Source organism: Marinobacter qingdaonensis (assembly GCF_034555935.1).
GTDB classification, from domain to species: domain Bacteria; phylum Pseudomonadota; class Gammaproteobacteria; order Pseudomonadales; family Oleiphilaceae; genus Marinobacter; species Marinobacter qingdaonensis.
Window position 1 is genome coordinate 779,228 of sequence record NZ_JAYDCJ010000003.1, and the last position, 25,375, is coordinate 804,602.

A 25,375-nucleotide genomic window follows, 5' to 3' on the forward strand; every position below is an offset into this window, starting at 1 on the left:
CGGGGCATCGCTCAGTCCTTGGGTGGCCGTTCCACCACCTTGCGCTTGCCTTTGGCGCAGCGGGCCAGGGCCTTGAGGCCATCGCCCTCGAAGGCGTCCACCCGAATCACGTCGTACAGGGCGGTCAGCGCCTCCTCCAGCTGTTCGCACTCGTCTGCTTTCACCACCCCCTCGGCGCAGGCCCAGTCCACCAGTTCCTTGCGTTGGTGGCCCATCAGCAGGGCAATGCCGTCCACTTCGTCCTCGTTGCGGTTCCGGACCGCCTGGTGCAGGCGGTGGCGCACGTCTTCGGTGGCGTGTGCCAAGTTGTAGGCGTTCAGCACCCGGCCCAGGGAATCCTCCGGGTCCATGTTGACGTAGGCGCCGCGGCTGATGCGCTGGCGCAGCGGGGTGTCGTCGACGATGCTGTGTGCCACTTCCGCGCCCAGGCGGTCATCGGGGCCATTCAGGCCGGTGGCGCCGAGCGGGAACACCAACAGCCGCAGCGGCCAGCGCAGGGCCGGCACTGGGAAGTTGATGATGGCCTCGCGCATGGCCTTTTGCAGATCCCGCAGGGAGGTCTTCAGGGACCATTCCACCAGCGGCCGCTGATCGTCCGGGTAGCCTTCCTCGTGCCACTGTTTGATCACCGCCGAGGCGTAGTACAGGTGGGTAAGACAGTCGGCCATACGACCGGACAGGCGCTGACGAGCCTTCAGGCCACCGCCGACGGTCAGCAGGGTGACGTCGGTCATCAGGGAAAAGGCGGCCGAGAACCGGGCCAGCTGCCGGTAGCAGGGCCGGATGTTGCCCTGGCGGGGTACCGATTCCAGCCAGCCCCGGGTTAGGCCCAGCAGCAATGCCCGCAGGGCATTGCGGGTGGTGTGGGCCAGGTGCCGGTAGAAGATGGCGTCGAATTTCTTCGCGGCCTGGTCCTGGTCCTGCATGCCGGCGGCTTCGATTTCCTCGACGATGAACGGGTGGCAGCGGATGGCCCCCTGGCCGAAGATCATCAGGCTGCGGGTCAGGATGTTGGCGCCTTCCACGGTGATGCCGATGGGCACGGCCTGGTAGGCCCGGGCCAGGAAGTTGCGCGGCCCGGTGATCACGCCCCGGCCGGCGACCACGTCCATGGCGTGGTTGATGACCTCGCGCATCAGGTCGGTATTGCGGTATTTCAGCACTGCCGAGGGCACCGAGGGCCGTACCCCCCGGTCGAGCATGCCGGCGGTCATCAGCCGGGCCGCATCCATCATGTAGGTGTAGCCGGCGATGGGTTCGAGCGCCTCCTGGACACCCTCAAACTGGCTGATCGAGCGGCCGAACTGCTCCCGGGTGTAGGCGTAGGAGCCGGTGGCCAGGCTGGCGACCTTGCCGGCGCCGGTGCCCAGGGCCGGCAGCGAGATGGAACGACCGATGGACAGGCACTCCAGCAGCATGGTCCAGCCCTTGCCCAGCATGTCCTGGCCACCGATGATCTGGTCCATGGGAATGAACACGTCGGTACCCCAGGTCGGGCCGTTCATGAACACGGTATTCATGGGCAGGTGTCGGGCGCCGGCGTTGACGCCGTCGGTGTCCCGCGGCACCAGCACGCAGGTCACTCCGATGTCGTCACTGCCACCGAGCAGCTTGTCCGGGTCGTACACCTTGATGGCCAAGCCAATCAGGGTCGCCACCGGGGCCAGGGTGATGTAGCGCTTGTTCCAGGTCACCTTCAGACCCAGCACTTCCTCGCCGTTCCAGTTGCCCTTGCAGACGATGCCCTTGTCCGGGATGGCGCCGGCGTCGGAGCCGGCCACCGGGGAGGTCAGGGCAAAGCAGGGAATGTCCTCGCCTTTGGCCAGGCGCGGCAGGTAGTGATGCTTTTGCTCGTCGGTGCCGTAGTGCATCAGCAGTTCGCCCGGGCCCAGGGAGTTGGGCACCATCACAGTCACCGCTGCCGACACACTGCGGGTGGAGATTTTCATCACGATCTCGGAGTGGGCGGTGTTGGAGAAGCCCAGGCCGCCGTCTTCCTTGGGGATGATCAGCCCGAAGAAGCCCTGTTCGCGGATGAATTTCCAGACCTTGTCCGGCAGGTCGTACTGCTCGTGGGTGATCTTCCAGTCGTCGAGCATGGCGCAGAGCTTTTCCACCGGACCATCCAGGAACGCCTGTTCTTCACTGGTGAGGTGGGCGGGACGGGCATCGAACAGCTTGTTCCAGTCCGGCTGGCCAGAGAACAGCTCCCCATCCCAGTCCACCGAGCCGGATTTCAACGCCTCGGCCTCGGTGTCCGAGAGGCTGGGCAGCCGGCTGCGCACCCAGCCCAGCAGGGGCCGGCTGAGCTTGTCCAGGCGCAGGTCGCCGGGCAGCACCAGAATCAGCGCCAGGGCCAGCAGCGCGCCGCCGGCCAGGATGCTGAGCAGGTGCCAACCGTCCTGGAACAGGCCGATCAGGGTGGCAAGGCACAGCACCGCGGCCGCGGTGGTACCGCCAACGCCGAGGTAGATCAGCACCAGGGCACTGATCAGCAGGAGCAGGACACTCATGGGGAGACCTCCATATCGTCAATGAAATCAACCGGATTTGTGATTAACCATCGGTCAAAGACTGGCCAGTTGCAAGCCTCAGGTGCGGACTGGGTAAACATTCATTTCAGCAATGACAATTAATGTTAAAAATCAGAGGGCGGGGCTTCATTGACTGATCCAATCCTGGATGGCGGGTGAAAGTATAGGTTCATTACATTCAACCTGGCTGGAGACCCCATGTTTGGTCCGCTGACTGTCGCAAAACGCCTTGCCCTCGGATTCGGGCTGATACTGACCCTGATGCTGGTCGTGAGCGTGATCGGAAACCAGCGTGTCGGCTTCATCGACCGCACCCTGACCTCGGTGGAGGATGGCGCGGCAGTGAAGCAGCGCCACGCCATCAACTTCCGGGGCAGCGTCCATGATCGGGCGATCGCGATTCGGGATGCGGTCCTGGTGGATTCGGATCGGGCATTGCAACGGCACCTGGCCGACATCGACCGGCTCAAGACGTTCTACCGGGACAATGCCCGGGCCATGGACGAACTGTTCACGGCGACCGACGCCACGGCGACTGAACGTGAGCTGCTATCGGCCATCAAGATGATCGAGCGCCAGACCCTGGCCCTGACCTCGACCATGCTGGACCAGCGTCAGGGGGGCGACGTCCAGGCTGCCCAGCGTTTTCTGCTGGACCAGGTGGCGCCGGCGTACACCGAGTGGCTGGCGCGGGTGAACGCTTTCATCGACCACCAGGAGGACGTCATTGCGGCGGACGTTGCCGCCGTGCGAGCCACCGCCGGCAATTTCAATCAACTCAACCTGATGGTGACCGGATTAGCGGTACTGCTTGGGGCGGCCATCGCCTGGATCATCATCCGTCGCCTGCGACGCACCCTGGGTGCTGAGCCGGAGGCCGTGTCCGAAGCCATTCGGCAACTGGCGGACGGGGTGCTGGACCAGAATCTCAGCACCCGCTACCCCGACAGCGTGATGGGGGCGCTGCAGGACACGGTCGGCCGGCTGGCCGGCATCATCCGGGAGGTTCGCTCCGCCGCCGAGGAACTGAAGGCGGCGTCGGTGGAACTGGAGGCCACCTCCGACAACAACAGCAAGCAGGTGCGGGTGCAGGCCAGCGAATCCGAACAAATGGCCACGGCGATTCATCAGATGGCGGCCACGGTGAACGAGGTGTCCGGTTTTGCCGCCAATGCCGCCACCGCGACCCAGAAAGCCGATCAGGAGGTGGCCAGTGGCAACCGGGTGGTGCAGGAGACCGCGAGCGCCATTGGCGATCTGGCCGAGACTCTGGAGCAGGCGGCAGATACGGTGCAAACGGTGTCGGAAGAGAGCGCCAACATCGAAAAAATCATCGAAGTGATCAACGCCATCGCCGAACAGACCAATCTGCTGGCCCTGAACGCTGCCATTGAGGCCGCCCGGGCTGGCAGCCATGGTCGAGGGTTTGCGGTGGTGGCCGATGAAGTCCGATCCCTGGCGTCACGGACCCAGGAGTCGACTCGGGAAATCCAGGACATGATCGGTTCGCTCCAGTCCGGCGCCACGGCGGCTGCGGACGTAATGGAGAACAGTCGCCACCTGGCCAGCGCAACGGTGGAGAAGACCCGGGCGGCGGAACGGGCCCTGGCCAGCATTCGGGAGGAAGTCGGTGCCATCAACGACATGAACGCGCAGATCGCCAGTGCGTCGGAAGAGCAGAGTGCGGTGGCCGAGGAGGTGAATTTGAACATCAGTCGCATCCACGACGCCACCGTGGAGACCTCGGCCGGTTCCGAACAGGTGGCCGGTTCCAGCCGCGATCTGGCGGTGTTGTCCGGTCAATTGGAGTCGCGGGTGAGCCTGTTCCGGATCCAGCGCTGACCGAGGGCGATCAGACGTAACCCTGGGCAAACACCAGACCGAGCACGATGGGGATGACCACCAGGCTGCCCAGGTTGCTGAGCAGGACCAGGGAGGCCACCTTGTGGGGCTCCTGCCGGTATTGTTCGGCCACCATGTAGTTGAGCACCGCCGGCGGCAGCGCCGCGAACACCCAGAGCGCGGCCACCTGCAGGCCGGGCAGGTCGAGCAGCGCGATCATCGGCCAGGCCAGGATCAGGCCGCTGGCGGGGCAGGCGATGGCGCCCAGCATGCCCAGCTTCCAGTCGCTGAAATCGATGTCCAACATGCGCACGCCCAGGGCGAACAGCATCAGCGGGATGCACACCCCACCCAGCATGTTCAGGGTTTCCAGCAGCCATTCCGGCAGCGGCACGCCGCCCAGATTGACCGCCAGGCCGGCGATACTGGCGAACACGATGGGCAGTTTCAGGCGCTGCACGATGGAGGTGTGGGGGTCGAGCATGTACAGCCCGACCGAGAAGTGCAGCAGCATCTCGACAATGAACAGCACCACCGCCGCGGGCAGGGCGGCGTCGCCGAAGGCCAGCACCAGCAGGGGGATGCCCATGTTGCCGGAGTTGTTGAACATCATCGGCGGCAGGAAGGTTTTCAGATTCAGCTTGAGCACCTTGGCCAACGGGTAGAGCACGATGCCCGAGCCCAGCACCACCACCGTGGCGGCCAGGGCCAGTTGCGCGTATTCCTGCAGCGGCGCCTGCTGGTCGGCCAGTACCGCGAACACCAGCATGGGCACGAACAGCTCCATGTTGAGGATGTTCAGGCCCTGGATGTCCGGTGTCCGGTAGCGGCCGTACAGCGCACCACAGCCGGCGATGACGAAGACCGGCAACATGGTGGACAGGATTTGCGCAATCATCAGAAGCTCCGCAGGGTGATCAATAAATCGGCGGCGAAACCATTAGGTTCGCAAGTACCAGACCGGTTGGGCAAGCATTATTCAGGGATGTTCGACCAAAGCCAAAGACCAGGTGCCGGCGCCGGGCGCTTGCGATGGTCCCGACCGGGCCCCACAATACCGGCAATCCGTACCCAGTGACCGTATTGATGAGGGAGGCCGCCGTGAGCCGATCGTTTGACCAGACCCTGAGCAGAGACCACACCCACGCGGTGAAATTCGACGCCCGCAAGGCGGTGTTCGGCAAGCAGGATGTGATTCCGGTCTGGGTGGCGGACATGGATTTTGCCGCCCCCGAGGCGGTGACCCAGGCCCTCGTCGAGCGGGCCCAGCACCCGGTGTACGGCTACACCCTGTTCCCGGACAGCCTGTATCAGGCCATGATCGACTGGTTTGCCGACCGCCACGGCTGGCAGATCGAGCGGGACTGGATCCTGATGGCGCCGGGGGTGGTGCCCACCCTGCACGCCGCCTGCATGGCGTACGCCGAGCCGGGGCAGGGCGTGATCGTGCAGCCACCGGTGTACCCGCCGTTCTTCAGCTCGGTGCAACACAGCGACCGGACCGTGATCGAAAACCCGCTGCGCCGGGACGACAGCACCGGCCGGTACCACATGGATCTGGAGCATCTGGAACAGTGCGCGGCCCGGCCCGACGCCCGGGTCCTGATCCTGTGCTCGCCGCACAACCCGGTAGGTCGGATCTGGAGTGAGGCGGAGTTGCGCGAGGTCCTGGCCATCGCCCGCCGGCACGGTCTGGTGGTGGTATCGGATGAGATCCACTGCGACCTGACCTATGACGATGCGCCCAGGCACCGGGTCCTGGCGACCCTGGCCGAGCCGGGCGATGCACTGGTGACCACGGTGGCGCCGAGCAAGAGTTTCAACCTGCCGGGCCTGGGGCTGTCGGCGCTGGTCATTGCCGATCCGGAGCGGCGCCGGGCCATGAAGGAGATTTTTCAGACCCTGCACATGCCCCAGTGCAATCCGTTCAGTGTGGCCGGCTTCGAGGCGGGTTATCGGGCCGGTGGGCCCTGGCTGGACGAACTTCTGGGCTATCTGAAGGCCAATCGGGACTATGTCTGCGAGCAGGTCAAACAGCGCTTGCCCGGAGTGAGCGTGTCGGCGCCGGAAGCCACCTACCTGCTGTGGCTGGATTGCCGGAGCCTGGGGCTGACCGACGCCGAGCTGAAGCGCTTTTTCGTCCAGGACGCCGGCGTGGGCATGAATCCGGGCATCACCTTCGGCGACCAGGGCTCGGGCTTCATGCGCCTGAACATCGGTTGCCCGCGTTCGGTGCTGACCGAGGTCCTGGACCGGATCGCCGACGCCCTGGCGGCGCGGGGCTGATTACTGGGTTTCCAGCTCGATTTTCTTCTTCAGGGCGCAGTGGTCTTCCACCTCGCGCCAGCTGGGCGGTGCGTCCATGCCGGGCATGTCGCCGCGGGTCTTGCCGATCGCTTTCCAGACCATGCCGCCGTGCATGACCAGGTCGTCCGGGTTGTAGTCCCCGGCGAAGCGCCATTGCTCGGGTGCTTCGCACAGGGTCGGGTTGCCGTCCTGGCCACCGGTGGTACCTGATGGGGCCTCGGTGGCAGCCTTGGCGGCGGCTTCCTGCTTGGCCTTCTGGGCGGCGTCGCACTCGGGTGCTTCGTCCAGTTCCTTCCAGTCAAAACTGATGCCTGGCTCCTTGCCCTCGTTGACCTGTCGGGCCTGGAACCAGCGGCCCTCATGAAACACCGCCGCGCCGGCGGTGTAGTAACGGGTGGGTTGCCAGCCAGCCTCGTCGGGATCGCAGGGCTGGGCCAGGGCGCTAGCGCTAAAGCCCAGACCGAGAACCAGCAACAGGCGGGCGAGGAAGCCGCCGGATACGCGTAAGCCAATCATATTTGCCTCCTTGTCTCAGCCCGGTTTGCGGTCGGCCAGTGCCGTCCGGCCGGCGCGGGTTGCGAGTATCAATCCTGAAAGAATAAGCAGTCCTCCGATGACATGGAACCGCCCCAGGGTTTCGCCCAGAAAAATACCGGCCAGGATCGAGGCGAACACCGGGGTCAGGTACATGAAAATGGCTGCCCGGGACGGACCGATGGCGTGTACGCCGTGGTTCCAGAAGGCGTACGCCAGGATGCCCGGGAAAATGGCGAAATAGAGCAGCGGTGCCAGGGTGGCGCCGGACAGCTCAAAGCCGCCGGAGAAGGCCAACAGGTCGGTCAGGTAGAACGGCAGGATGACCAGTACCCCGAGCAGGATCTGGGTGGTCAGGAAGGTCAGGGCCGGCAGCGGCACGGCCTGGCGCCGCAGCAACACCGAGAACAGGCCCCAGCTGAACACCGCGGCGACCATGATCAGATCCCCCGGCTGCGCCTGCAGGCCGGTGAGCACCGCCAGATCGCCCCGGGCCACCACGGTGACGATGCCGGTCACCGCCAGGGCAATCCCCAGGGCCTGGATGGGTCGGGTGCGGTCACCCAGCAACAGCCAGGACATCAGGGCGACGAAAATCGGGATGGTGGCGTTGATCAGGGCGATGTTGGTGGCGGTGGTGGTGTTGGCGGCGAGGTACAGCAGCGAGTTGAAGGCACCGACGCTGAAGGTCGCCAGGGCCAGCATCGAGCCCAGGCGCTGACGGATAATCTGGCGATGGCGCCAGATCCCGGGCAGGCCGAACGGCAGCAGGATGGCCAGGGCGATGACCCAGCGCCAGAACGCCATGGACAGGGGCGGAATGGCATCCACCGTGCCCCGGGCCACAACCGCGTTGCCGGCCCAGAACAGGGGGGTGAGCACCAACCCGACGTAGGCCAGGCCGGGCAGTTTTGACAGGTATCCAGGATTTTCTGAAGGCACTCGCAGACTCTTTGGCCAGGTGGATTCCGAGAAAATGCCTAGGATACTACTCTCCTGGAACTTCTGCCTCCGTACCAATGTGGTAGGCGGCGAAGCCCGCCATCACCACCTGGTCCACCGCCATGCCGATGATCCGGCCGTTGCTGCTGGACCGAATGGGGAACTGGGCGTTGGTGATCGGGTCGGCGACGTAGCCGAGGATTTCGCCTTCGGACACCCGGGCACCGAGCTCGACCTCGCTGAACAGGATGCCGCCGTGCTGGGCCCGGATCCAGTCCGAGTCGTAGTACACCGGCTCCGGATCGCCCCAGACAAACATCCGGGAAATCATGCCCTGACGTTCCATCAGGCTGGTCAGACTGTTCACTCCGGCCTCGATCTGGTGCTCCTGGATGCGGTGCGACTCGCCCGCCTCCATGGTCACGGTGGTGATCCCGGCGGCCACCGCGGCGCTGCGCAGCATGCCGGGCGAACCGGAGCTGTGCACCACGGCCATGCGGTCAAAGCCCTGGGTGAAGGTGGCGACGTCGGCGTTGTTCATGTCGGCCCGCAGCTGGGGCAGGTTGGTGCGTTTCAGGGAACCGGTGTGGATGTCCACCAGCATGTTGCAGCGCCGGATGATGTTCTCGAACAGCGAGTGGGCAATGCGGTCGGCCAGGCTGCCGTCCGGGCTGCCGGGGAAGTGCCGGTTCAGGTCACGGCGGTCAGGCAGATAGCGGCTGCCCTGCTGGAAGCCCGGCAGGTTGACGATGGGGATACCGACCACCCGGCCGGACAGTTTTTCCGGATCCAGGTCGTACATGGTGCGGCGGATGATCTCGATGCCGTTGAGTTCGTCGCCGTGGATGGCGCCGGTCAGGCACAGGGTCGGGCCGGCCTTGGCGCCATTCACCACCAGCACCGGGGTCGGCTGGGACAGGCCGGCGATCTGGATGCCGGGTGACCAGGCCAGACGGGTGGAGGTGCCGGGCAGCACCTCGCTGTCCAGCAGGGTAAAGCTCTTGGCCGGCTGCGGCTCGGTGCTGACCGGTGCCGCGGTGACCGTCTCTTCGCCGGGACGAACCTCGCTGTCTTCCTGGGCGGCGGTTTCGGTGACCGGCGCCTGTGCCGGTGTGGTCGGTTCGGGCGCGGGCGCCACCTCTTTCAGGTCAATGTTGGGTGCCACCTTGCTGGCGGGCTTGGTGGGCGTGGCCTGAGCCGCGGTGGTCTTGGGCTGGGGTTCGGGCTGGGCGTCGCTGTTGGCGTCGGCCCGTGGCTCCGAGCGCTCCACATCCTCGACGTTCTCGTCCTCGGCCAGCGCCGCCACCATGGTTTCCGGCGTCTTGTCGTTTTCCGAGGTGGTGGTCTCCGCCGCGGCAAACGCCGGCAGGCCCAGCACCAGCAGGCCGGACATCAGGGGAAACCAGGTCAGTTTGTGTAGCCCGTGAAACAGCATAATTCCTCACGCGTCGTCAGTAAGCGCCCAAGCATAGAGCGCACCTGGCGGTCATGAATACAGCTGTGACAAAGGTTTAATGCCACTTTCATGAAGTGCCGGTAAATGAATGGGGTAACTGCTTGGTCATAAAATGACCAGCACCCTATTTATACCCGGCAGCCTGCCCGCACGATGTGGCAGTTTTGCGAATTTTGGTTGTGATTGTGTTACAGCGAGGGGATCCGGGCGGCTTCAGACCGCCCGCCAGGTCTCGGCGTCGTCCCGGTGGGCCCGGCCATCGGCCTCCAGCTTCAACAGGTGCGCCAGGGCGGAGCGCGCGGCCAGCCCGTGCAGGGCTTCCGGGACATCGTCGTAGGCCCTGGCGGTGACCGCCTTGAGCGACTGGGCCTGGGCGCTGGACAGGGCCTTGTGGACCTTGTGCTCCCGGGCCAGGCGATGGGTGATCAGGTAATCCACCACCGCCTCCGGGTAACCGATCAGAAAGCCATGGGCCGGGGCGATGATCCGCAGCGACTCGCCCAGCAGGTCGTACAGGGACTCCAGGTAGGCCTTCATGTCGCCGTCCGGCGGGTTAATCACCACAGTCGAACCCTGCATGATGTGATCGCCGGAGAACAGCAGGTCCGGTCCGGGCAGCAGGTAGCACACGTGGTTGGAGGCGTGGCCCGGGGTGTGGATGGCCTTGAGGATGCCGGCCTCGGTGACAATCAGGTCGCCATGGTCCGGTTCGTCATCGGGGGTGAAGGTGCGGTCCTGGGACGGCCCCTCGGGCGCGGCCAGCCCCATCACCCGGCAGCCGGTCCGGGCCTTCAGGGTCGCCGCGGCCGGGGAGTGGTCCGGATGGGTGTGGGTGACGATGACCTGATCGATCACCCCGCCGGTCAGCTCCAGTATGCGCTCGATGTGGCCCTCATGATTGGGCCCGGGATCCAGCACGGTGAAGCGTTCATGGCCCAGCAGATAGGTGTTGGTGCCCGGCCCGGTCATCATGCCCGGATTCGGCGCGGTCAGCCGGATGACCCGGGCTGCCACCGTCACCGGCTCGCCCGGAATGATCTCGGCCCGGGTCGAACCCTCGCCCTCTGGGTCCAGCTCCACCGCCTCGTCGTAGGCCGGGGAGCCGGGCTCCAGGGTGATCGGCTTGTCCTTCTTCCGGGCCGGCCAGGGTTCGCTTGGATAGGCCTCCGGCGGATTGGCGTGGGCGTAACGCATCAGCGCCTCGGTGGTGTCAAAGTCGCTCAGCACCCGCAGGGTCCGCAGCGTGGGCAAACCCAGCAGACGCTTGCCGCTGCGATGATCCTCCAGCGCCTGCGTGGGGTTTATCCACAGGTGGTCGATGGTCTCGGTGCCATCGTGACTGGCGATCTGGCCGGCCGGCGCGGTGGTGACAAAAAAACGGGTATCGAAGCGCCGCGGTGGCCCGGGTGGCGTGGTCCAGTGGCTCAGATACGCCAGCCGGTCCAGCGGCACGCTCAGGCCATGCCGCTGACACAGCTTAGCCAGACTCAGCTCGCCCCGAAACACCGCATCACGGTCCTGATGCACCGGGTGGTCGCCGCCGATCAACTGGCCGTTGCGGTCCGCCGCCAACAGAATCCCGGCTTCCTCGAAACACTCCCGCACCGCGGCCAGCATGTAGTCGGCACCGCCCTCATCCAGGCTCATGGTTTGACTGATTTCGGCGTCCTCCGGCCCGTGGGCATGGGCCCGGGCCTTGGCTTCCTGCTGGTCGACCGCGCCCCCGGGGAAGACAAAATAGCCGGGCAGGAACACCGCGTCCCAGGTGCGTTGCAGCAGCAGAACTTCAACACCGTCGTCGGTGTCCCGACTCAAAACCAGAGTGGCAGCAGGGCGAATGTCCATAGGATTCCCGTTTTCAAAGCAAAGGGGCGCGCGAGCCAGGTTGGCAAGGGCATTGAACCAATCCCGGCAAAACTGTGCGGAGCCAGGGATGGCGGAGCTCAAGCGACACAGGGATGTGCTTGAGCGGGTTTTGTCGGGATTGGTTCAATGCCCTGTACGCCAGGAAAAGATGCGCATGGTTATACAGGCAAGATAACGGAATTCACCACAGGATGAACAGCACCCGGCAAAGGCGTATCATTCTGCCCTCGTAACCCCATCCCGCCAGACAGGTACCCAACGTGGCCCGCATCAAACTCGCCTTCCCGGACGACGTCTTCTGCTTCGAGACCAAAATGCCGGTCCGGATCACCGACATCAACGGCGCCAACCACCTGGGCAACGACGCCCTGATCTCCATGCTGTCCGAAGCCCGGGCCCAGTTCCTGGTCAGCTACGGCCTCCAGGAAGCGGGCAAGGATGGCGTCGGTATCATCGTGACCGACCTGGCCACCATGTACCAGTCGGAATCCTTCTTCCCGGAAATGCTGCGCTTCGAAGTGGGGCTGATGGATTTCAACAACTACGGGGGCGATTTCGTGTTTCGGGTGACCAAGGCCGAGAGCGGCCAACCGGTGGCCCTGGCCAAGTACGGGTTCGTGTTCTTCGACTACCGGAAAAAGCAGGTCGCGCCCATGCCGGAGGCCTTCCGGTCACGCTTTGGCGACTGACGGTTCCGCCCGCAGCTTGGTCATGCCGGCCCGATAGAAGCCGTAGGCCATGATGCCGGCGCACAGATTGCCCACCAGGGCGCCACTCATCAGCCCGTAAATGCCATTGAGTTGGCTACCCAGCCAGAGCAGCGGCAGGAAGCAGAGGAACAGACGCAGGGTCGAGACCAGCAGAGCGCGCATGGCCAGGCCCAGGGCGTTGCACACCGACACCATGAGCATGCACACCCCGAGCCCGCTGTAGCTGAGCGGGACCCGCACCAGATAGCCGGTCAGCACCTCCTGCACGTCGGCGTCGCTGGTGAACAGGTCTGACACCAGACCGGACGCCACCACCCAGAGCAGCCCAATGCCGAGCTGCCAGGCCACCACAAAACGCACCGAAATGCGCACCAGCTTGCGAATCTGCTCGATATCGCCGGCACCCAGCAGGCGCCCGATCATCGGCGGCAGCGACATGGTCAGCGCCAGCACCACCACAATGGAAAAGAACTCCAGACGGGTGCCAAGCCCCCAGGCAGCCACCGCCGCGGACCCGAAACCGGCGACCAGGGCCGTGGCCAGCATCGCCGACACCCCCGGCATCAGCTGACTGACCATGGCCGGCGCCATGATGCCGTTGAGCTGCCTCAGGGCCTGACCCAGGGCCAGCTGGCCCAGATCAAACCGGACCCAGTCCCGCCGGACCAGCTTCGGGTAAATCACCAGACAGCCCAGACCGAACGACGTAATCGTGGCCCAGGCGGCACCGGGCAGGCCCCAGTCGAAGACAAAGATGTACAGGGGATCGAGGGCGATGTTGAGCAGGCTGGTGGCCACCATCATGTAGCCGGGCAACTTGGTGTCGCCGTGGGACCGGCACACGCTGTAGCCGAAGTAGAGCACCGCCCCGGTCCAGGCGGCCACCAGCCAGGGAATCCAGTAGCTCCGGATCATCGGCAGCAGGGCCTGTTCCGCGCCCAGGGCGGTCATGATCCAGCTCTGCAGCAGCCACAGGCCGGCGCAGAGTGCGAACACCAGACTGCCGCCGACGGTGATCACCAGCCCGCCCAGGCGTTTCGCCCGCAGCTCATCGCCGGCACCGAGGGTGCGGGAAATGATGGCGGTGGTGGCAATGCCCAGGCCCACCTGCAGACCGATGATCAATTGCTGCATCGGCAGGGTGAAGCCCAGCGCCGCCAGCGGATCGCGGCCCAACTGACCGATAAAGGCACTGTCGGCCAGCTGGAAGGTCATCAGCGACAGCACGCCGAACAGCATCGGCCAGGTCATGGTGTAGAGCTGGCGGGGCAGGCTGGCGGATTGGGAAGGAGGGTTCACAGGCCGGAGTCAGGGTCTTGGTTGAGTTGGGCTGTTCATACTAACAGGTCTGCGAAGTGATTCGGATGGTCAGCCGGCGGGCGCTCTGAAACCGTGCGGACACGGACGCAGTCACAGCGTGTGTCAGAACGACCCACCGGCTGACCGGAGGGCTTGCTTAGAGGACTTTCAGCGCCGCCTCGTAATCCGGTTCGTCCTTGATTTCGTCGACCAGCTGGCTGTGCAGCACCTTGTTGCTGTCGTCCAGAACAACCACCGCGCGGGCGCAGAGCCCGGCCAGGGGGCCGTCCTGGATGGCGACGCCATAGTCCTGCTGGAAGCTGTAGTTACGGAAGGTGGAGAGGGTCTCCACGTTCTTCAGGCCTTCGGCGCCACAGAAACGGGCGGCGGCAAAGGGCAGGTCGGCGGAGATGACCAGCACCACGGTGTTGTCCAGGCCGCTGGCCTTCTCGTTGAATTTCCGGGTGGAGGCGGCGCACACCCCGGTGTCGATGCTGGGGATGATGTTCAGGATCTTGCGCTTGCCGGCCCAGTGGTCCAGCTTGACCTCGTCCAGGCCACTGCTGGTGAGGGTAAAGGGCGGCGCATTCTCGCCCGGTTTGGGAAAGTTACCACTCAGTTCGATCGGGTTGCCGTCGAGATTGACCTTGCTCATGAAGCGTCCTTTTTAGGGTGCGTGTGGGTTGAAGCGTTTCAATCCTCTCTTTGTAGCCCAGATTGACGCGTCTTGCACCCGTAGGCCGCGTTTTACTGGGCCGAAGCCTCCTGGGGTTCGAAGCCGGGGGCCGGGTGGCGTTGCACCAGCAGCAGGTAGCTGGCCAGGGCGGCGCAGGCGCAGGTGGCGATGATCACCGCCATGACCACCGAGGTGCCGTCGTGCAGGTGTCCGACCAGCACGCCGGCCACCGCGGCCACCGCCATCTGGCCAAAACCGAACAGGGCCGAGGCGGAACCCGCCATGCGCGGGAAATTGGCCATGGCGCCGGCCATGGTCTGGGGCAGCACCATGCCGGTGCCGACCATGAACAGGGTTTGCGGCAGGATCACGGCCCAGACGTTGTAGACCCCCGCCAGGGCCAGGCCGGCCATCAGCGCGCCGCCAACCACCGCAATCACCAGACCCCGCACCAGAATCTGGTCCGGCATCAAGGTGCGGCCCAGGCGCACCGCGGTCAGGTTGCCACTGACGTAGCCCACCACCATGCAGGCGAAGAACAGGCCAAAGTGTTCCGGCGCCACCTCGAGGAAGTCGATCAGTACGAACGACGAGCCCGACAGAAAGGCGAACAGGCCGGCGTAAATCAGTGCGTTGGTGAGGGTGTAGCCGAGAAAACTGAGGTCGGTGCCGATGCTCCGGTAGTTCCGCAGCAGGCTGCACAGCCGTAGTGGCTGGCGATAGTCCGGGCGCATGGGTTCCGGGATGCCGAACGCGACCACCAGCGCCATGACCAGGGCATAACCGCCCAGGGCCAGGAAAATGGATGACCAGCCCAGATTGGCCACCAGGACGCCGCCGATGGTGGGCGCCACCGCCGGTGCCAGCGCCATGATGCTGGCCAGGATGGCGAGGATCTTGGCCGCTTCCCGCGGTGTGTAGATGTCCCGAATCGCGGCGCGCCCCAGCACCGGTCCGGCAGAACCGCCCAGCGCCTGCAGCACCCGGCACAGCATCAGGGTTTCGATGTTGGTAGCCAAGGCGCAGCCGACACTGGCCACGGCGAACAGCACGAAACCGGCAATCATGATCGGCTTGCGGCCGAAGCGGTCGGCCAGCGGCCCGCAGATCAATTGGGCCAGGGCGAAGCCGGCCAAATACAGGCTCAGGGTCAACTGAACCTGGTCGGTGCCGGCACCAAAGTCACGACCGATCTGCGGCAGCGCCGGCAGGTACATATCGGTCGCCAGCGGGCCGAGTGCTACGGCGGCCGCGAGCAGAATGGTGGTCCAGACACTGGTTAGGGTCAGCATTTGTCTTCCTGTTTCGGGGGCTGCCGACTGGTGGGTGGGCGATCCAAAACCCGCTCAAGCACATCCCTGTGGCGCTTGAGCTCCGCCATCCATGGCTCCGCACAGTTTTGGATCGCCCACCCACCAGTCAGCGATCAAATATCGGAAGAGAAGTCTATGGGCTGACGCCTGAGAAAATAACGACCGCAGGCCTCATACAATATATGAACAATATTGATTGATTACGGGTTCAGGCCGTTCATGGTGGCCGCCACCGCATTCACCTGGTTGCGCAGCCAGCGGTGCGCCGGGTCGTTCTGGTTGCGGCGGTGCCAGAGCATCAGCAGGGTGAAGGGTTTGAACTCGAAGGGCAGGGGCGTCCAGGCGAAATCCCGGAGCAGGTGTTGGCTCATCAGCTCCGGGGCGGTGGCCAGCATGTCGGTGCCGCGCAGGAACTCCGGCAGACCGGAGAAGTTGGACACGGTGACCATCGTGCGCCGGGTCAGCCCGCGGGCGGCCAAGGTGTTCTCCAGGCCCGGTTTTTCGCCGGTGGCGAACAGCAGGGCGATGTGGTCGGCTTTCAGGTACTCGGGCAGATCCCGGGGGGCGTCCCGTTGGGACGGGTCGTAGAACACCACCATCCGGTCGGCCATCAGGCCCCGCTGCATGATGTCGGTGGCTTCCGGCGCATGGGGCGAGACGATCAGGTCGCACACGTCCTTGCGCAGCATGTCGGCGCTGGGAATGCCGGACGGGATCACCTGCAGGCGGATGCCCGGCGCCTGCTGGCGCAGGGTCTTCGCCAGCGGCGGTAGCAGCAGGTCGCGCTGGTAGTCGTTGGCGGCGATGGTGAAGGTGAAGTCGGCGGTGTCGGGTGAAAACGGTGGGCCCGAGGCCAGGGATTGCAGATCGTCCAGAATCTGCCGGATGTGCGGGCCGGCCTGCAGGGCGTAGCGGGTCGGGGCGATGCCGCGGCCGGATTTGACGAACAGGGGGTCGCCCAGGGCCTGGCGCAGCCGGTCCAGGGTGTGGCTGACCGCCGATTGGCTGACGCCCAGTTTGACCGCGGCCCGGGACACGCTGCCCTCGTCCAGCACCGCCACGAAGGTGCCGAGGGCGCGGATGTCGAGATTGAATGTATCAACGGAGTTCATGAATGCAGTCTACCCCAGGCGATGGCGCCGGGCGAAACCTCATTGCCGCCGGCTGGGGGCGGGCTGCAGGAACTCGGTCAGGCTCGCGACCATCTGGTCGTACCAGGGGTTGTAGGTCAGGCGGCTGGTGGGTACCGATCGGGCGCCGTCGTGCCAGGCGCTGAACCACAGCTCGGTGTCGGGCAACTGCTGGCAGGCGTTCAGGGACAGGCCATTGGGCTCCAGGCAGCGTTGCAGCGGCGCGCCCAGGCCATAGAGTTCGTTGTCCGGGGCGATGGCCAGGGACTGGTGCGACATTTCCAGGATGTTGGCGTCCGGCAGATAGCTGTTAAAGAACGTGGTGCGCCCGTCCTCGCGGTTCGCGGGCCAGGCCTGCCGGGTGTCCCGGAACACCAGCAGGCGGCTGTCCGGGTGGGCGAAGCGGTCGTGGAACCGGCCGGTCAGGTAATCCAGGTTGATCACCGAATCCGCCTCGGTGGCCACCAGGAACAGCGGCAGCTCACCGGCGCCTGGCTGGTCGATGGCGGTCTGGGTGCGCTTGAGCACCTCGCCGATCTGCACCGCGGCGTTGATGGTTACCGACTCGTACTTGACCGGGTTGAGCTCCGGTTCTTCCTCGACAAAATCGGCAAACACCCGGGCGACGCCGGCCAGCCAGAGATAGTTACGCAATCCGTTCAGTTGCCAGGCCGGTGCCAGCGCCACCAGGCCGTCGGGGCGGGCGCCCTCGCCGGACAGGGCGTATTCGGTGGCCAGGGCGCCGCCCAGGGAGAAGCCGCCGATGAAGGCGCGGTCCACGTCCCGTGCCAGGGCCTGAAAGTGGGTACTGACTTGCGTGCGCCACACCGCCGCGTCTGCGGTGATCATGTCGCCGGGCCGGGTGCCGTGGCCCTGCAGCAGCAGGGTGCGGACCTCCACGCACCTTTGCGCCAGGGACTCGGCCAAGTCGCGGAACACGAACGGCGAGTCACTCAGGCCATGAACCAGCAGCAGGCCGGTGCTCCGGTCGCCCGGGCAGTGGTTGGCGGCGGGCTGGCGGAATGGCAGGTTCCAGTCGATCTGTTGCGCCCGGGGGTAGCCGTCGATCGCTACCAGGTTGCTATCCAGGTAGCTGCGCACCCGGCTCTGGTATTGCTCGAAGCTGACAAAGGGGTTGGCGTCCAGGCGGTCGGGTCCGGGGGTGTACAGGGCCGAGCTGGACGAGCAGCCGGTGGTGAACAGCAGCACCAGGCCGGCCAGGGCCGCCCGGGCTCGGGCGAACGTCGGTCGAGGGGTGAAGCAGCGAAGGTTCTCAGTCCGAGGCTGACGCATGCGGTGGCAGATCTGTTAGGGTTGAGTGATCGTTCAATGAAACTCTGATCAATGATACGGCCACCGAGGCCCGACTGGATGAGGATGAGTGAAAATGACCATGCGATTGGCGTTTGATGTGTACGGCACCCTGGTGGACCCCATGGGCATGTCGGAACTGTTGAAGCAGGATGCTGGCGAAGCGGCCTCCGGGGTGGCGGCCCTGTGGCGCGAGAAGCAGCTGGAGTTTTCGTTCCGCAAGGGGCTGATGCGGGCCTACGAGGATTTTGGCGTCTGTACCCGTCAGGCCCTGCGTTTCGCCATGGCGACCTACAAGCTGCCACTGTCGAGCACGCGGGAAGACGAGCTGATGACCGCCTACCTGTCGCTGCCGGCGTTTGACGATTCCCTGCCGGCGTTGAAAGCCCTGAAGGGCCAATACCCGCTGTTCGCGTTTTCCAACGGCTCCTATCCGGCACTGGAGAAGGTCCTGGGTCACAACAACCTGCTGGACCAGTTCGAAGGACTGGTGTCGGTGGACGATCTGAAGAGCTTCAAGCCGGATCCGGCGGTGTACGCTTATGCCCGACGCAAGACCGGGGCCTGGGACGAGCCGTTGTGCCTGGTGTCCAGCAATGCCTGGGATGTGATCGGGGCGCGGGCGGCCGGGTTGCTGGCGGTTTGGGTTAAGCGGGATGCGGAGAAGGTGTTCGAGGACTGGGGGATTGAGCCGTCGGCGGTGATTGGTTCTTTGAGTGAGCTTCCGGAAACCCTGGCTAACCTCTAGCGCTGGCGGCCTGTTCGGTGGCTGGATTCTTCCAAAACCCGCTCAAGTACATCCCTGTAGCGCTTGAGCTCCGCCATCCATGGCTCCGCACAGTTTTGGAAGAATCCAACCACCAAACATCCAAACTTTTCTGAGGGCCGTCTCCGGCCACGGCGTTTAGTCCGACCGTTCCGCCAACCAGTCCGCCAATTCCAACCAGCTCGATTTTGGCGCCTTGCTGCCGGCCAGGATGCCCATGTGGCCGCCGGGTACGACCCGGAAGGTCACGTCGGTGGAACGGATGTGCTGCTGGATCTTGGCGACCGCGTCGGGCATCGCCAGGGTGTCGGTTTCCCCGGCGATGGCGAAGACGCTGGCAGTGACGTTTTCCAGTCGGGCCACGTCGTCGCCGATCTGGATTTTTCCCCGTGATGGCTGGTTGGTGATCAACAGGCGCACCATGGCGTCCTGCACGATTCCGCCCGGATAGGCCACCATCCGATCCAGGAAGGCCGAGGTGGTGGCGTGGTCGGCGACGAAATCCCGGTCGCCGAGTTTGATCAGCAGTTCCCAGTAACCTTTGAAGCTGCCAATGGGGTTGGTCAGTTTGAAGCCAATGGTGTTGGCCCAGCCGGGGCTGTGAAACCAGTCTGGCTTGAGGTCGTGCAGTTTGAAGCCGGTGCGGCGCTGGACGAAGTCCGCCGCGCCGGACACGCCCTGGTACAGCAATCCCATGAGCCCGGAGGCGTGGCTGTCGATGGGCGACCCCACCACGATGGCGTTGCGGATGTGCTGGTCCCGACTCAGGGCGGAATAGAACAGGGTGAACATGCCGCCCAGGCTCCAGCCGTGCAGGGACAGTTCCTGCTCGCCACTGTGCTGGCGGACCCGGTTCAGGGCAGCCGGCAGCAGTTCGGCCACGTAGGTGTGCAGGTTGTAGTGGCTGTGGGCCCGGGTGGGCACGCCCCAGTCGATCAGGTAGACCTCGAAGCCCTTGGCGCGCAGGAAGCGCACCAGGCTGCGTTGGGGAAAGAGGTCGTAGATGAGCATGTTCACCGCCAGCGGCGGGATGATGACGATGGGGGTCCGGTGGGTCTGGCGTTCGACCGGGATAACCGCGTCGCCCAGCTCGATGAAGTCTTCGTCCAGCGGTGGGTAGTACCGCAGGCTGACCAGGCCGTCGCTGTGCAGGGTGTCGAATGGGGTCTGACCGGCTTGCACCAGGCTGGCGGCGCGGAAGACACGGTCGAAGGCGTTGCCGGCGTAGGTGGCGGCTTGCCGGGGCCAGCCGGACGCTCGGTCGGCGGCGGCTTTGAGCAGGTTTGGCATGGGTAGTTCCATCGCAGCTAATGCAGGTTGGTGGCGACAATTTTTCGAGGGGTAAGATAGGCCAATTTGCCAGGTTCCGGCTATGGCATAACCGTCCAAGCCGATTGGCATGTTGGTCACTTTCGGCCAATGCCCATTCGGTCTGGCGGTTGCTATCATGGCCGCCCTTTTGACACTGCAACCAGATCAGGAATGGCATGCTCAGTTTTCTACCTGCACCCGTTATTGGCGTTCTCAATTCCATCCTGCTTGGCCTGAACACCCTGTTCTGGTGTTTGCTGCTGTACATTCCGGCGGTGCTGAAGCTGGTGGTGCCGCATAAGGGGTTCCGGGTGCTGTGCACCAAGGCGATCATTGCGATCGCCGAGGCCTGGGTGGCCTGCAACGGGGGCTGGATGAAGCTGACCCAGGGCACCCGCTGGCAGGTGACCGGCGCCGAGGAGCTGAAGCGGGAGAGCTGGTACCTGGTGCTCAGCAACCACCAGAGCTGGGTCGACATCTTGGCTATGCAGCGGGTGTTTAACCGGCGCGCGCCGTTCCTGAAGTTTTTCCTGAAGCAGCAGCTGATCTGGGTGCCGGTGATTGGCCTGGCCTGGTGGGGCCTGGATTTCCCGTTCATGAAGCGCTACACCCGCGAGTACCTGATCAAGCACCCGGAGAAGCGTGGTGAAGACCTGCGCGCCACCCGCGTGGCCTGCGCCAAATTCCGTTACACCCCGGTGAGCGTGATGAACTTCGTCGAGGGCACTCGGTTCACCCAGGCCAAGCACGACAAGCAGAAATCACCCTACCAGCACCTGCTGGTGCCCAAGGCTGGGGGTGTGGCCTTTGTGCTGGACGCCATGGGCGATTCGATCCAGACCCTGGTGGATGTCACCATCGCCTATCCGGACGGCGCGCCGACCTTCTGGGACTTCCTCTGTGGCCGGGTGAAGGAGATCCGCATGGAGATTCACACCACGGACATTCCCGAGCATCTGAAAGGGCGGGATTATTCGGCCGACGCCGAGCACCGGCGCAACGTCAAGGACTGGCTGGCGGAGCAGTGGCGGGCCAAGGATGCGCGGCTAACGAAAATGCTCGCCAGCCGCGGCGAGTAGCCGAACTATCGAGCCGCTGCGAAAGCGGCTGAAAACTCGGGGTAAATGTGGCTCGTGGCTTCGACCACATCACCAAAGTTCGGATCGCTGCCATGCTCTGTCTTGAGGTATCGAGCCATGTCCGCCAGGGAGCGGAAGCTCATATCTGAGGTTGAACGGACATAGTCCCAACCGCCGATACTTTCGATGGCGGTGTCGCGACCGACGCTTTTTCCTACCGCAGAGCCCGCGATTCCGCCAAGTAGGCTGCCAAACGGCACGGACTCAAGCGCCTTGTTGGCAGCGTAGGCGCCCGCTGCCGCACCGACAGCGCTCCCCGCCGTTGCGCCGATGTTGGCGTTCAATGCCTTGTTGACCCATTCCGCGGTAACCCGGTCGCTGGTGTACGGGCTCATAAACCGCCCGGAGTTGTTGTGGATAACCAGACTTTTTCTGGCCTCGGCAGCGGCTTTCTGTTCGCTTTCCTGTTGAAACGCCATCAACGCCTGAAAATCGCTGGACGACATGGGCTTGCGAACGAGAGTGACCTTTTTGGGGCTGTCATCGCCTGCTGGATTCATGGTCAACTGGACCTCGGTGCCCGGATCGCCCCGCATGTACCAGGACGCCTGAATGAGACCGAGATGTTCAATGTTGACGTTCGGCGCGTCTGGAGCTGGTTTGACAGCCAGAATCTGGTCACCGACGGCAATTTCTCCGCTGGCGTTGGCGCTGCCGTCGGGTGCAAGCCAGGTAATGAACAGGCCTGACTCGGTTTTCTCCATGGACGCACCAATCAGGCCGTCACCGGGCTTTTCCGATTCCGGGATTGGATGGCTGCTGACCGCTGCGGGAGAGACCTTGTAGTAGTCGTCCGGGAAGATGCACCTCCAGGTGTAATTGGACGTCTCCGGCAGTGTGGTGACCGCTGTCTGCTTTGGAAATATTGAGACCAGGTTTCCATCACGGTCTTGCCGCGCGCAGTCGGTGTACCCCTGTCTGAATCTCTGAGACTGGCTCATCTCGGCGAGATCGCCGGGCCCTGGCGGTATCGCCGTTGCGCAGCCTCCAAGGGCGGCCGCCAAGGGCAGTACAAGGAACGCAGATCTGACAGATCTGAAAAGTGGCGGCATCAAAACATCCAACTCCTTCCATGATTGGGGATGAGGCCGCTTCCTCAGCGGCCGAGTTTAGAGAGCGTTTGCAGCGCCAATTCCTGGCCGATTTCATCCAGCGTCACGGTTTGCTCGACCTTCTGAAACCCGTGATCTGTGGCTTTCCATTGGCGGGCCTTGGCCTTTTCTGGCGGCACGCCGTTGGAGCTCAGCATGACTCGGATGGCGCCGTCTCGAACGTCCAGCACTTCGATTTCAAATCGGTCCCGGGCCAGCGTTCGGAACACCAGCAGCATATCGGCGTGCTCACCGAGCGCCCGCATTTCCAGCCGACGCTGATCCGGGGACAGGCGGGCAAAGTCTCCGGTTTCCAGGGCGTTGTCGGTGATGCGCATGATGGCATCACGGTCGACGACGGTGACTCCGGCGTCGTTCAGTTGGCTGACCAGGCCGCCCTGCAGCTCAAACGCGGGCCCGGCCGGACGGTATCGGCGGCTGGAGCGATACTCGCCCTGAGCCGCCACTTGACCCTGTCCCTGCAAGTTGACCTTGCCTTCGGGCACTTCCCCGGTCAGGGAGCCCCGGGCGGACACCACGCCGCGGGTATTGCTGCTCCAGTCGCTAACCTGGTCATCAAATGCCCGGTTCCAGAACACGGCCACTCTGGGGGTGTCGTTGCCGTAGGCGGCGCGAAAACGTTGGATGATGCTGTCGGCACTTTCCTGTCGCTGCGGTGCGGTACGATCGTCCTGCAGGTCGTCGTCGGTGAGGGGTTTCTGTGCCGGAGCCATCATTGGCGCCGCGTCATGAACCTGACTGGCGGCCTGGAGCAGGCCTGATCCGAGCAGGGGTACACAGAGGGCGAGCGCCAGGCGATTCATCAGTTGATCTCCCGGACTTCCACCCGATACTGCACGGGTTGGGTGGTGGTGGACAGTTCCCGGTAGGTGGCGATGCTGTTCGCCGGTACGGTGGAGCGCTGCCAGGTGGGTTTGACGTCGGTAGGAACACCATCCCGGTCGAAGAACTGGGTCCGGCTTTCGATCTGGTAATCGTAATCGGTGTGGTTGCGCAGCACGGCATAGACCTCGGTGGTGCCAGTTGCGGTCGGGCGTTGGCCGTGTTGGACCACGGACAGGCGATAGCGTTCGCCGTCGCCGAACAGGCCACCGCTCCAGGTGCGTTTCAGGTTGTAGTCGGTGAAGACGACGGAGTTCATGGTCACCGGCGCAGTACGTTCAATCAGCTTGGTGCTGTCGGCGGCGTGGTTGGCACAGCCGGCGAGCAGGCTGATGCACGCCGCAGCGGCGAAGGCTTTCATTAGGTTGGTCATTGGTTTCCTCCTGAATTCGGGCGCCGGGATGTGGCGAATGCCAGGCCCGCCCCGCGTCCATCAAATTTGAACTCTGTGCTGTCGGTGAGACCGCTTACTACCTGGCCGTGTTGGTCGAGAAACCGGACCGTCACCGGCTCCCCGTCTGCCGCCGTCACCGGCATCAGATGCAGGGTGTCGGGCAGGCCCGCCCAATAGCGGATATCCGCCCGGGTGTTGGAGGCTGCCGACATGCCGTCGGCGGCCACGCTGACCAGGCTGATGGCGGCAAAGCCGGCGCCCAGGGCGCCGCCGGCGGCGGCGCTGAAACCGGCCAGTGTGCTGTCCTGGCTGATGTGGCTCAGGTTGGAGCCCACGGCGCGGGTGTTCTCCTTGAACTTGATCTGGCCCTCAACAATCCGGTCGATGGCGCGTCCACCCCGGGTTGAGGCCTGGAAGTAGAGGTCTTCCATCGGGTAAACCGGGGACCATTGTTCGCCATTGAGCACTTCCGCCGCTACATCCCGGAAGCCTTTGCCCCGCCGATACACCAACTGATAGTGCCCGACACCATCCCCCAGTTTGCGTGGCGAAGTGCCCGTTTCGACAATCAGTAGGGCGTTGTCGTCGGCCTCGGGAATCGGGGCGTCCGGACGGTAGAGTTGCAGTTCCCGGAAATGGTCTTTGGCCAGCTGGTCGCTGCCCATTTGCATGGCAGACCAGCCGGCCAGGTACAGCAACACGGCAAAGTCTGTGCTGTGCTGTTCTTCCTCCGCGAAGGCATCCTGGAGCAGTCCGGCCAGGAAACTGGCGCGGGCGTTGCCGTAGTCGCCTTCTTCCAGGTAGACCAGGCCCAGGTAGAGGTAGACCATGGCGCGCTCGTAGGGCTCGCCCTTGAAGTCCTTTTCCGCCTCTTCGTACCAGATACTCCGCGCCTTACGGGCGGCGTCGGTATCGGCGTACACGTTTTCGATTTCCAGCCGGGCCTGGGTCAGGGTGTTCTTGGCTTCCTGCCGATAGCCGGCGCGATAGGCCTTGACCCCGATCTCCATCAGGTTCAGCACCTTATTGCGCTGGCCTTCCTCAAACAGGTTCCGGAAATCCGCGCGCAGCGGTTCCGGCTTGGCGTCGATCAGGGCTTGCTCAGGGGCCGCGAGGGTCGCACGCTCATAAACTTTCGGCCCGCTGGCGCAGCCCGCCAGGGTGCCAGCGACCAGGGTCGCCAGCACGGGTTGGGACCAGCGTCTATCGATAAACCACATTGTCACGGGCCGCCTTTCTCATTTCGTAGAGTCCGCCCCAGACAATGGTGCCCAGCTCCAGGTCGACCATTTCAAAGCTGATCTGGCTGTAACGGGACTGTGTCCCGGTGTCGCGGTCAATGGCATCCAGTGATGAAATGCGGCCGCCGAGGCGGAAATCGGCACCGGCCTGGGCGGCGGTCTGGCGGATGGTGCCACCATCCACGGCGCCGTCGCGTTTCAGATCCCGTTCTTTCTGGACCATGTCGGAGAAATGACGGCCGACAAAGATCATCCGGCCGTTGGCGGCGCGGTTCAGCTCGATGCGCAGGCGGTCGGTGAGCATGTTGGTGTTGATGACCGAGGTGCTCTCGTTCTTGAGGTACTCGTTGTCGATGATGATTCGCGGTGGTGTGGAACGACCGGTCAGGATGGGGTTGGCCAGCATGTCCCGCATCATCCGGTCGGTCATGGCGACCACATCCTGGCTCTCGATACCAACGCCGCCCACGCTACCAGTGGTGGAGACGTCCTCGTACACGGTGGGTTTTCCGCGCACGTTCTCAATCTTGCTGGCGCAGCCTGACAGTAACAGCGTTGAAGCAACAAAGGCACTGGCGGTAACAAGCGCTTTCTTGGGGAACATAAACAT

The 25,375-nt window shown here is 64.3% G+C and carries 22 protein-coding genes; 5 read left to right on the plus strand and 17 right to left on the minus strand.

Going from position 1 to position 25,375, the window contains the following annotated elements; all coding sequences use genetic code 11:
- Nucleotides 1-11 precede the first annotated feature (11 nt).
- Entirely contained in the window at nucleotides 12-2,513 is a 2,502-nt protein-coding gene (locus U5822_RS06715) for an acyl-CoA dehydrogenase (protein WP_322854859.1), read from the minus strand.
- 219 nt (nucleotides 2,514-2,732) lie between these two features.
- On the opposite strand from U5822_RS06715, the gene U5822_RS06720 reads away from it, so the two are divergent.
- Nucleotides 2,733-4,376, plus strand: a complete 1,644-nt coding sequence (locus U5822_RS06720; protein WP_322854860.1) for a methyl-accepting chemotaxis protein — start codon at nucleotides 2,733-2,735, stop codon at nucleotides 4,374-4,376.
- A gap of 10 nt (nucleotides 4,377-4,386) precedes the next feature.
- Here the strand turns inward: U5822_RS06720 and U5822_RS06725 are convergent, their stop codons facing one another.
- Nucleotides 4,387-5,274, minus strand: coding sequence for an AEC family transporter (locus U5822_RS06725; protein ID WP_322854861.1), 888 nt, complete (start codon nucleotides 5,272-5,274; stop codon nucleotides 4,387-4,389).
- 203 nt (nucleotides 5,275-5,477) lie between these two features.
- Between U5822_RS06725 and U5822_RS06730 the strand changes: the two genes are divergently transcribed.
- Nucleotides 5,478-6,662: a MalY/PatB family protein gene (locus tag U5822_RS06730; protein ID WP_322854862.1), complete on the plus strand. Its 1,185-nt coding sequence runs from the start codon at nucleotides 5,478-5,480 to the stop codon at nucleotides 6,660-6,662.
- On the opposite strand, the gene U5822_RS06735 is transcribed toward U5822_RS06730, so the two are convergent.
- The 4 genes from U5822_RS06735 to U5822_RS06750 form a co-directional block, all read right to left on the minus strand.
- Nucleotides 6,663-7,199, minus strand: coding sequence for a carbohydrate-binding protein (locus U5822_RS06735; RefSeq protein ID WP_322854863.1), 537 nt, complete (start codon nucleotides 7,197-7,199; stop codon nucleotides 6,663-6,665).
- 15 nt (nucleotides 7,200-7,214) lie between these two features.
- Nucleotides 7,215-8,159: a DMT family transporter gene (locus U5822_RS06740; RefSeq protein WP_322854864.1), complete on the minus strand. Its 945-nt coding sequence runs from the start codon at nucleotides 8,157-8,159 to the stop codon at nucleotides 7,215-7,217.
- 46 nt (nucleotides 8,160-8,205) lie between these two features.
- Nucleotides 8,206-9,594 carry a succinylglutamate desuccinylase/aspartoacylase family protein gene (locus U5822_RS06745; protein WP_322854865.1) on the minus strand — a complete coding sequence of 463 codons (1,389 nt, stop codon included), beginning with the start codon at nucleotides 9,592-9,594 and terminating at the stop codon, nucleotides 8,206-8,208.
- A gap of 234 nt (nucleotides 9,595-9,828) precedes the next feature.
- Entirely contained in the window at nucleotides 9,829-11,460 is a 1,632-nt protein-coding gene (locus tag U5822_RS06750) for an MBL fold metallo-hydrolase (protein WP_322854866.1), read from the minus strand.
- Between the two features lie 281 nt (nucleotides 11,461-11,741).
- Here U5822_RS06750 and U5822_RS06755 point away from each other — a divergent pair, with 281 nt between their 5' ends.
- A complete protein-coding gene (locus U5822_RS06755) occupies nucleotides 11,742-12,170 on the plus strand; it encodes a thioesterase family protein (RefSeq protein WP_322854867.1) in 429 nt (142 codons plus the stop codon).
- Here U5822_RS06755 and U5822_RS06760 read toward each other — a convergent pair.
- From U5822_RS06760 to U5822_RS06780, 5 genes are all read right to left on the minus strand, one after another.
- Nucleotides 12,153-13,442 (minus strand): MATE family efflux transporter, encoded by a 1,290-nt coding sequence (locus U5822_RS06760; protein WP_322856893.1) that lies wholly within the window; start codon nucleotides 13,440-13,442, stop codon nucleotides 12,153-12,155. The two genes, U5822_RS06755 and U5822_RS06760, sit on opposite strands and share 18 nt — an antisense overlap.
- 205 nt (nucleotides 13,443-13,647) lie before the next feature.
- Complete coding sequence (gene tpx, locus U5822_RS06765; RefSeq protein WP_322854868.1) at nucleotides 13,648-14,145, minus strand: thiol peroxidase; 498 nt, start codon at nucleotides 14,143-14,145, stop codon at nucleotides 13,648-13,650.
- Between the two features lie 92 nt (nucleotides 14,146-14,237).
- A complete protein-coding gene (locus tag U5822_RS06770; RefSeq protein ID WP_322854869.1) occupies nucleotides 14,238-15,458 on the minus strand; it encodes a multidrug effflux MFS transporter in 1,221 nt (406 codons plus the stop codon).
- 221 nt (nucleotides 15,459-15,679) lie between these two features.
- Nucleotides 15,680-16,591, minus strand: a complete 912-nt coding sequence (locus tag U5822_RS06775) for a LysR family transcriptional regulator (protein WP_322854870.1) — start codon at nucleotides 16,589-16,591, stop codon at nucleotides 15,680-15,682.
- Nucleotides 16,592-16,630: 39 nt separating this feature from the next.
- Complete coding sequence (locus U5822_RS06780; protein ID WP_322854871.1) at nucleotides 16,631-17,902, minus strand: alpha/beta hydrolase; 1,272 nt, start codon at nucleotides 17,900-17,902, stop codon at nucleotides 16,631-16,633.
- Nucleotides 17,903-17,996: 94 nt separating this feature from the next.
- Here U5822_RS06780 and U5822_RS06785 point away from each other — a divergent pair, with 94 nt between their 5' ends.
- Nucleotides 17,997-18,668, plus strand: a complete 672-nt coding sequence (locus U5822_RS06785; RefSeq protein ID WP_322854872.1) for a haloacid dehalogenase type II — start codon at nucleotides 17,997-17,999, stop codon at nucleotides 18,666-18,668.
- A gap of 156 nt (nucleotides 18,669-18,824) precedes the next feature.
- Here U5822_RS06785 and U5822_RS06790 read toward each other — a convergent pair whose 3' ends face one another.
- A complete protein-coding gene (locus U5822_RS06790; RefSeq protein ID WP_322854873.1) occupies nucleotides 18,825-19,976 on the minus strand; it encodes an alpha/beta fold hydrolase in 1,152 nt (383 codons plus the stop codon).
- Between the two features lie 197 nt (nucleotides 19,977-20,173).
- Between U5822_RS06790 and U5822_RS06795 the strand changes: the two genes are divergently transcribed.
- The gene (locus U5822_RS06795; RefSeq protein ID WP_322854874.1) at nucleotides 20,174-21,076 is read left to right on the plus strand and encodes an acyltransferase; all 903 of its coding nucleotides are present in this window, start codon (nucleotides 20,174-20,176) and stop codon (nucleotides 21,074-21,076) included.
- Nucleotides 21,077-21,081: 5 nt separating this feature from the next.
- On the opposite strand, the gene U5822_RS06800 is transcribed toward U5822_RS06795, so the two are convergent.
- The 5 genes from U5822_RS06800 to U5822_RS06820 all read right to left on the minus strand — a co-directional run bounded on the left by U5822_RS06800 (nucleotide 21,082) and on the right by U5822_RS06820 (nucleotide 25,369).
- Nucleotides 21,082-22,077 carry a PDZ domain-containing protein gene (locus U5822_RS06800; RefSeq protein WP_322854875.1) on the minus strand — a complete coding sequence of 332 codons (996 nt, stop codon included), beginning with the start codon at nucleotides 22,075-22,077 and terminating at the stop codon, nucleotides 21,082-21,084.
- A 155-nt stretch (nucleotides 22,078-22,232) separates the two neighbouring features.
- The gene (locus U5822_RS06805; protein ID WP_322854876.1) at nucleotides 22,233-23,051 is read right to left on the minus strand and encodes a hypothetical protein; all 819 of its coding nucleotides are present in this window, start codon (nucleotides 23,049-23,051) and stop codon (nucleotides 22,233-22,235) included.
- Complete coding sequence (locus U5822_RS06810; RefSeq protein ID WP_322854877.1) at nucleotides 23,051-23,503, minus strand: YcfL family putative periplasmic lipoprotein; 453 nt, start codon at nucleotides 23,501-23,503, stop codon at nucleotides 23,051-23,053. Before U5822_RS06810 ends, U5822_RS06805 begins: the two co-directional genes overlap by 1 nt.
- On the minus strand, nucleotides 23,500-24,744 hold the full coding sequence (locus U5822_RS06815; protein WP_322854878.1) for a COG3014 family protein: 1,245 nt from the start codon (nucleotides 24,742-24,744) through the stop codon (nucleotides 23,500-23,502). Before U5822_RS06815 ends, U5822_RS06810 begins: the two co-directional genes overlap by 4 nt.
- The gene (locus tag U5822_RS06820) at nucleotides 24,728-25,369 is read right to left on the minus strand and encodes a penicillin-binding protein activator LpoB (RefSeq protein WP_322854879.1); all 642 of its coding nucleotides are present in this window, start codon (nucleotides 25,367-25,369) and stop codon (nucleotides 24,728-24,730) included. Before U5822_RS06820 ends, U5822_RS06815 begins: the two co-directional genes overlap by 17 nt.
- Nucleotides 25,370-25,375: the final 6 nt, after the last annotated feature.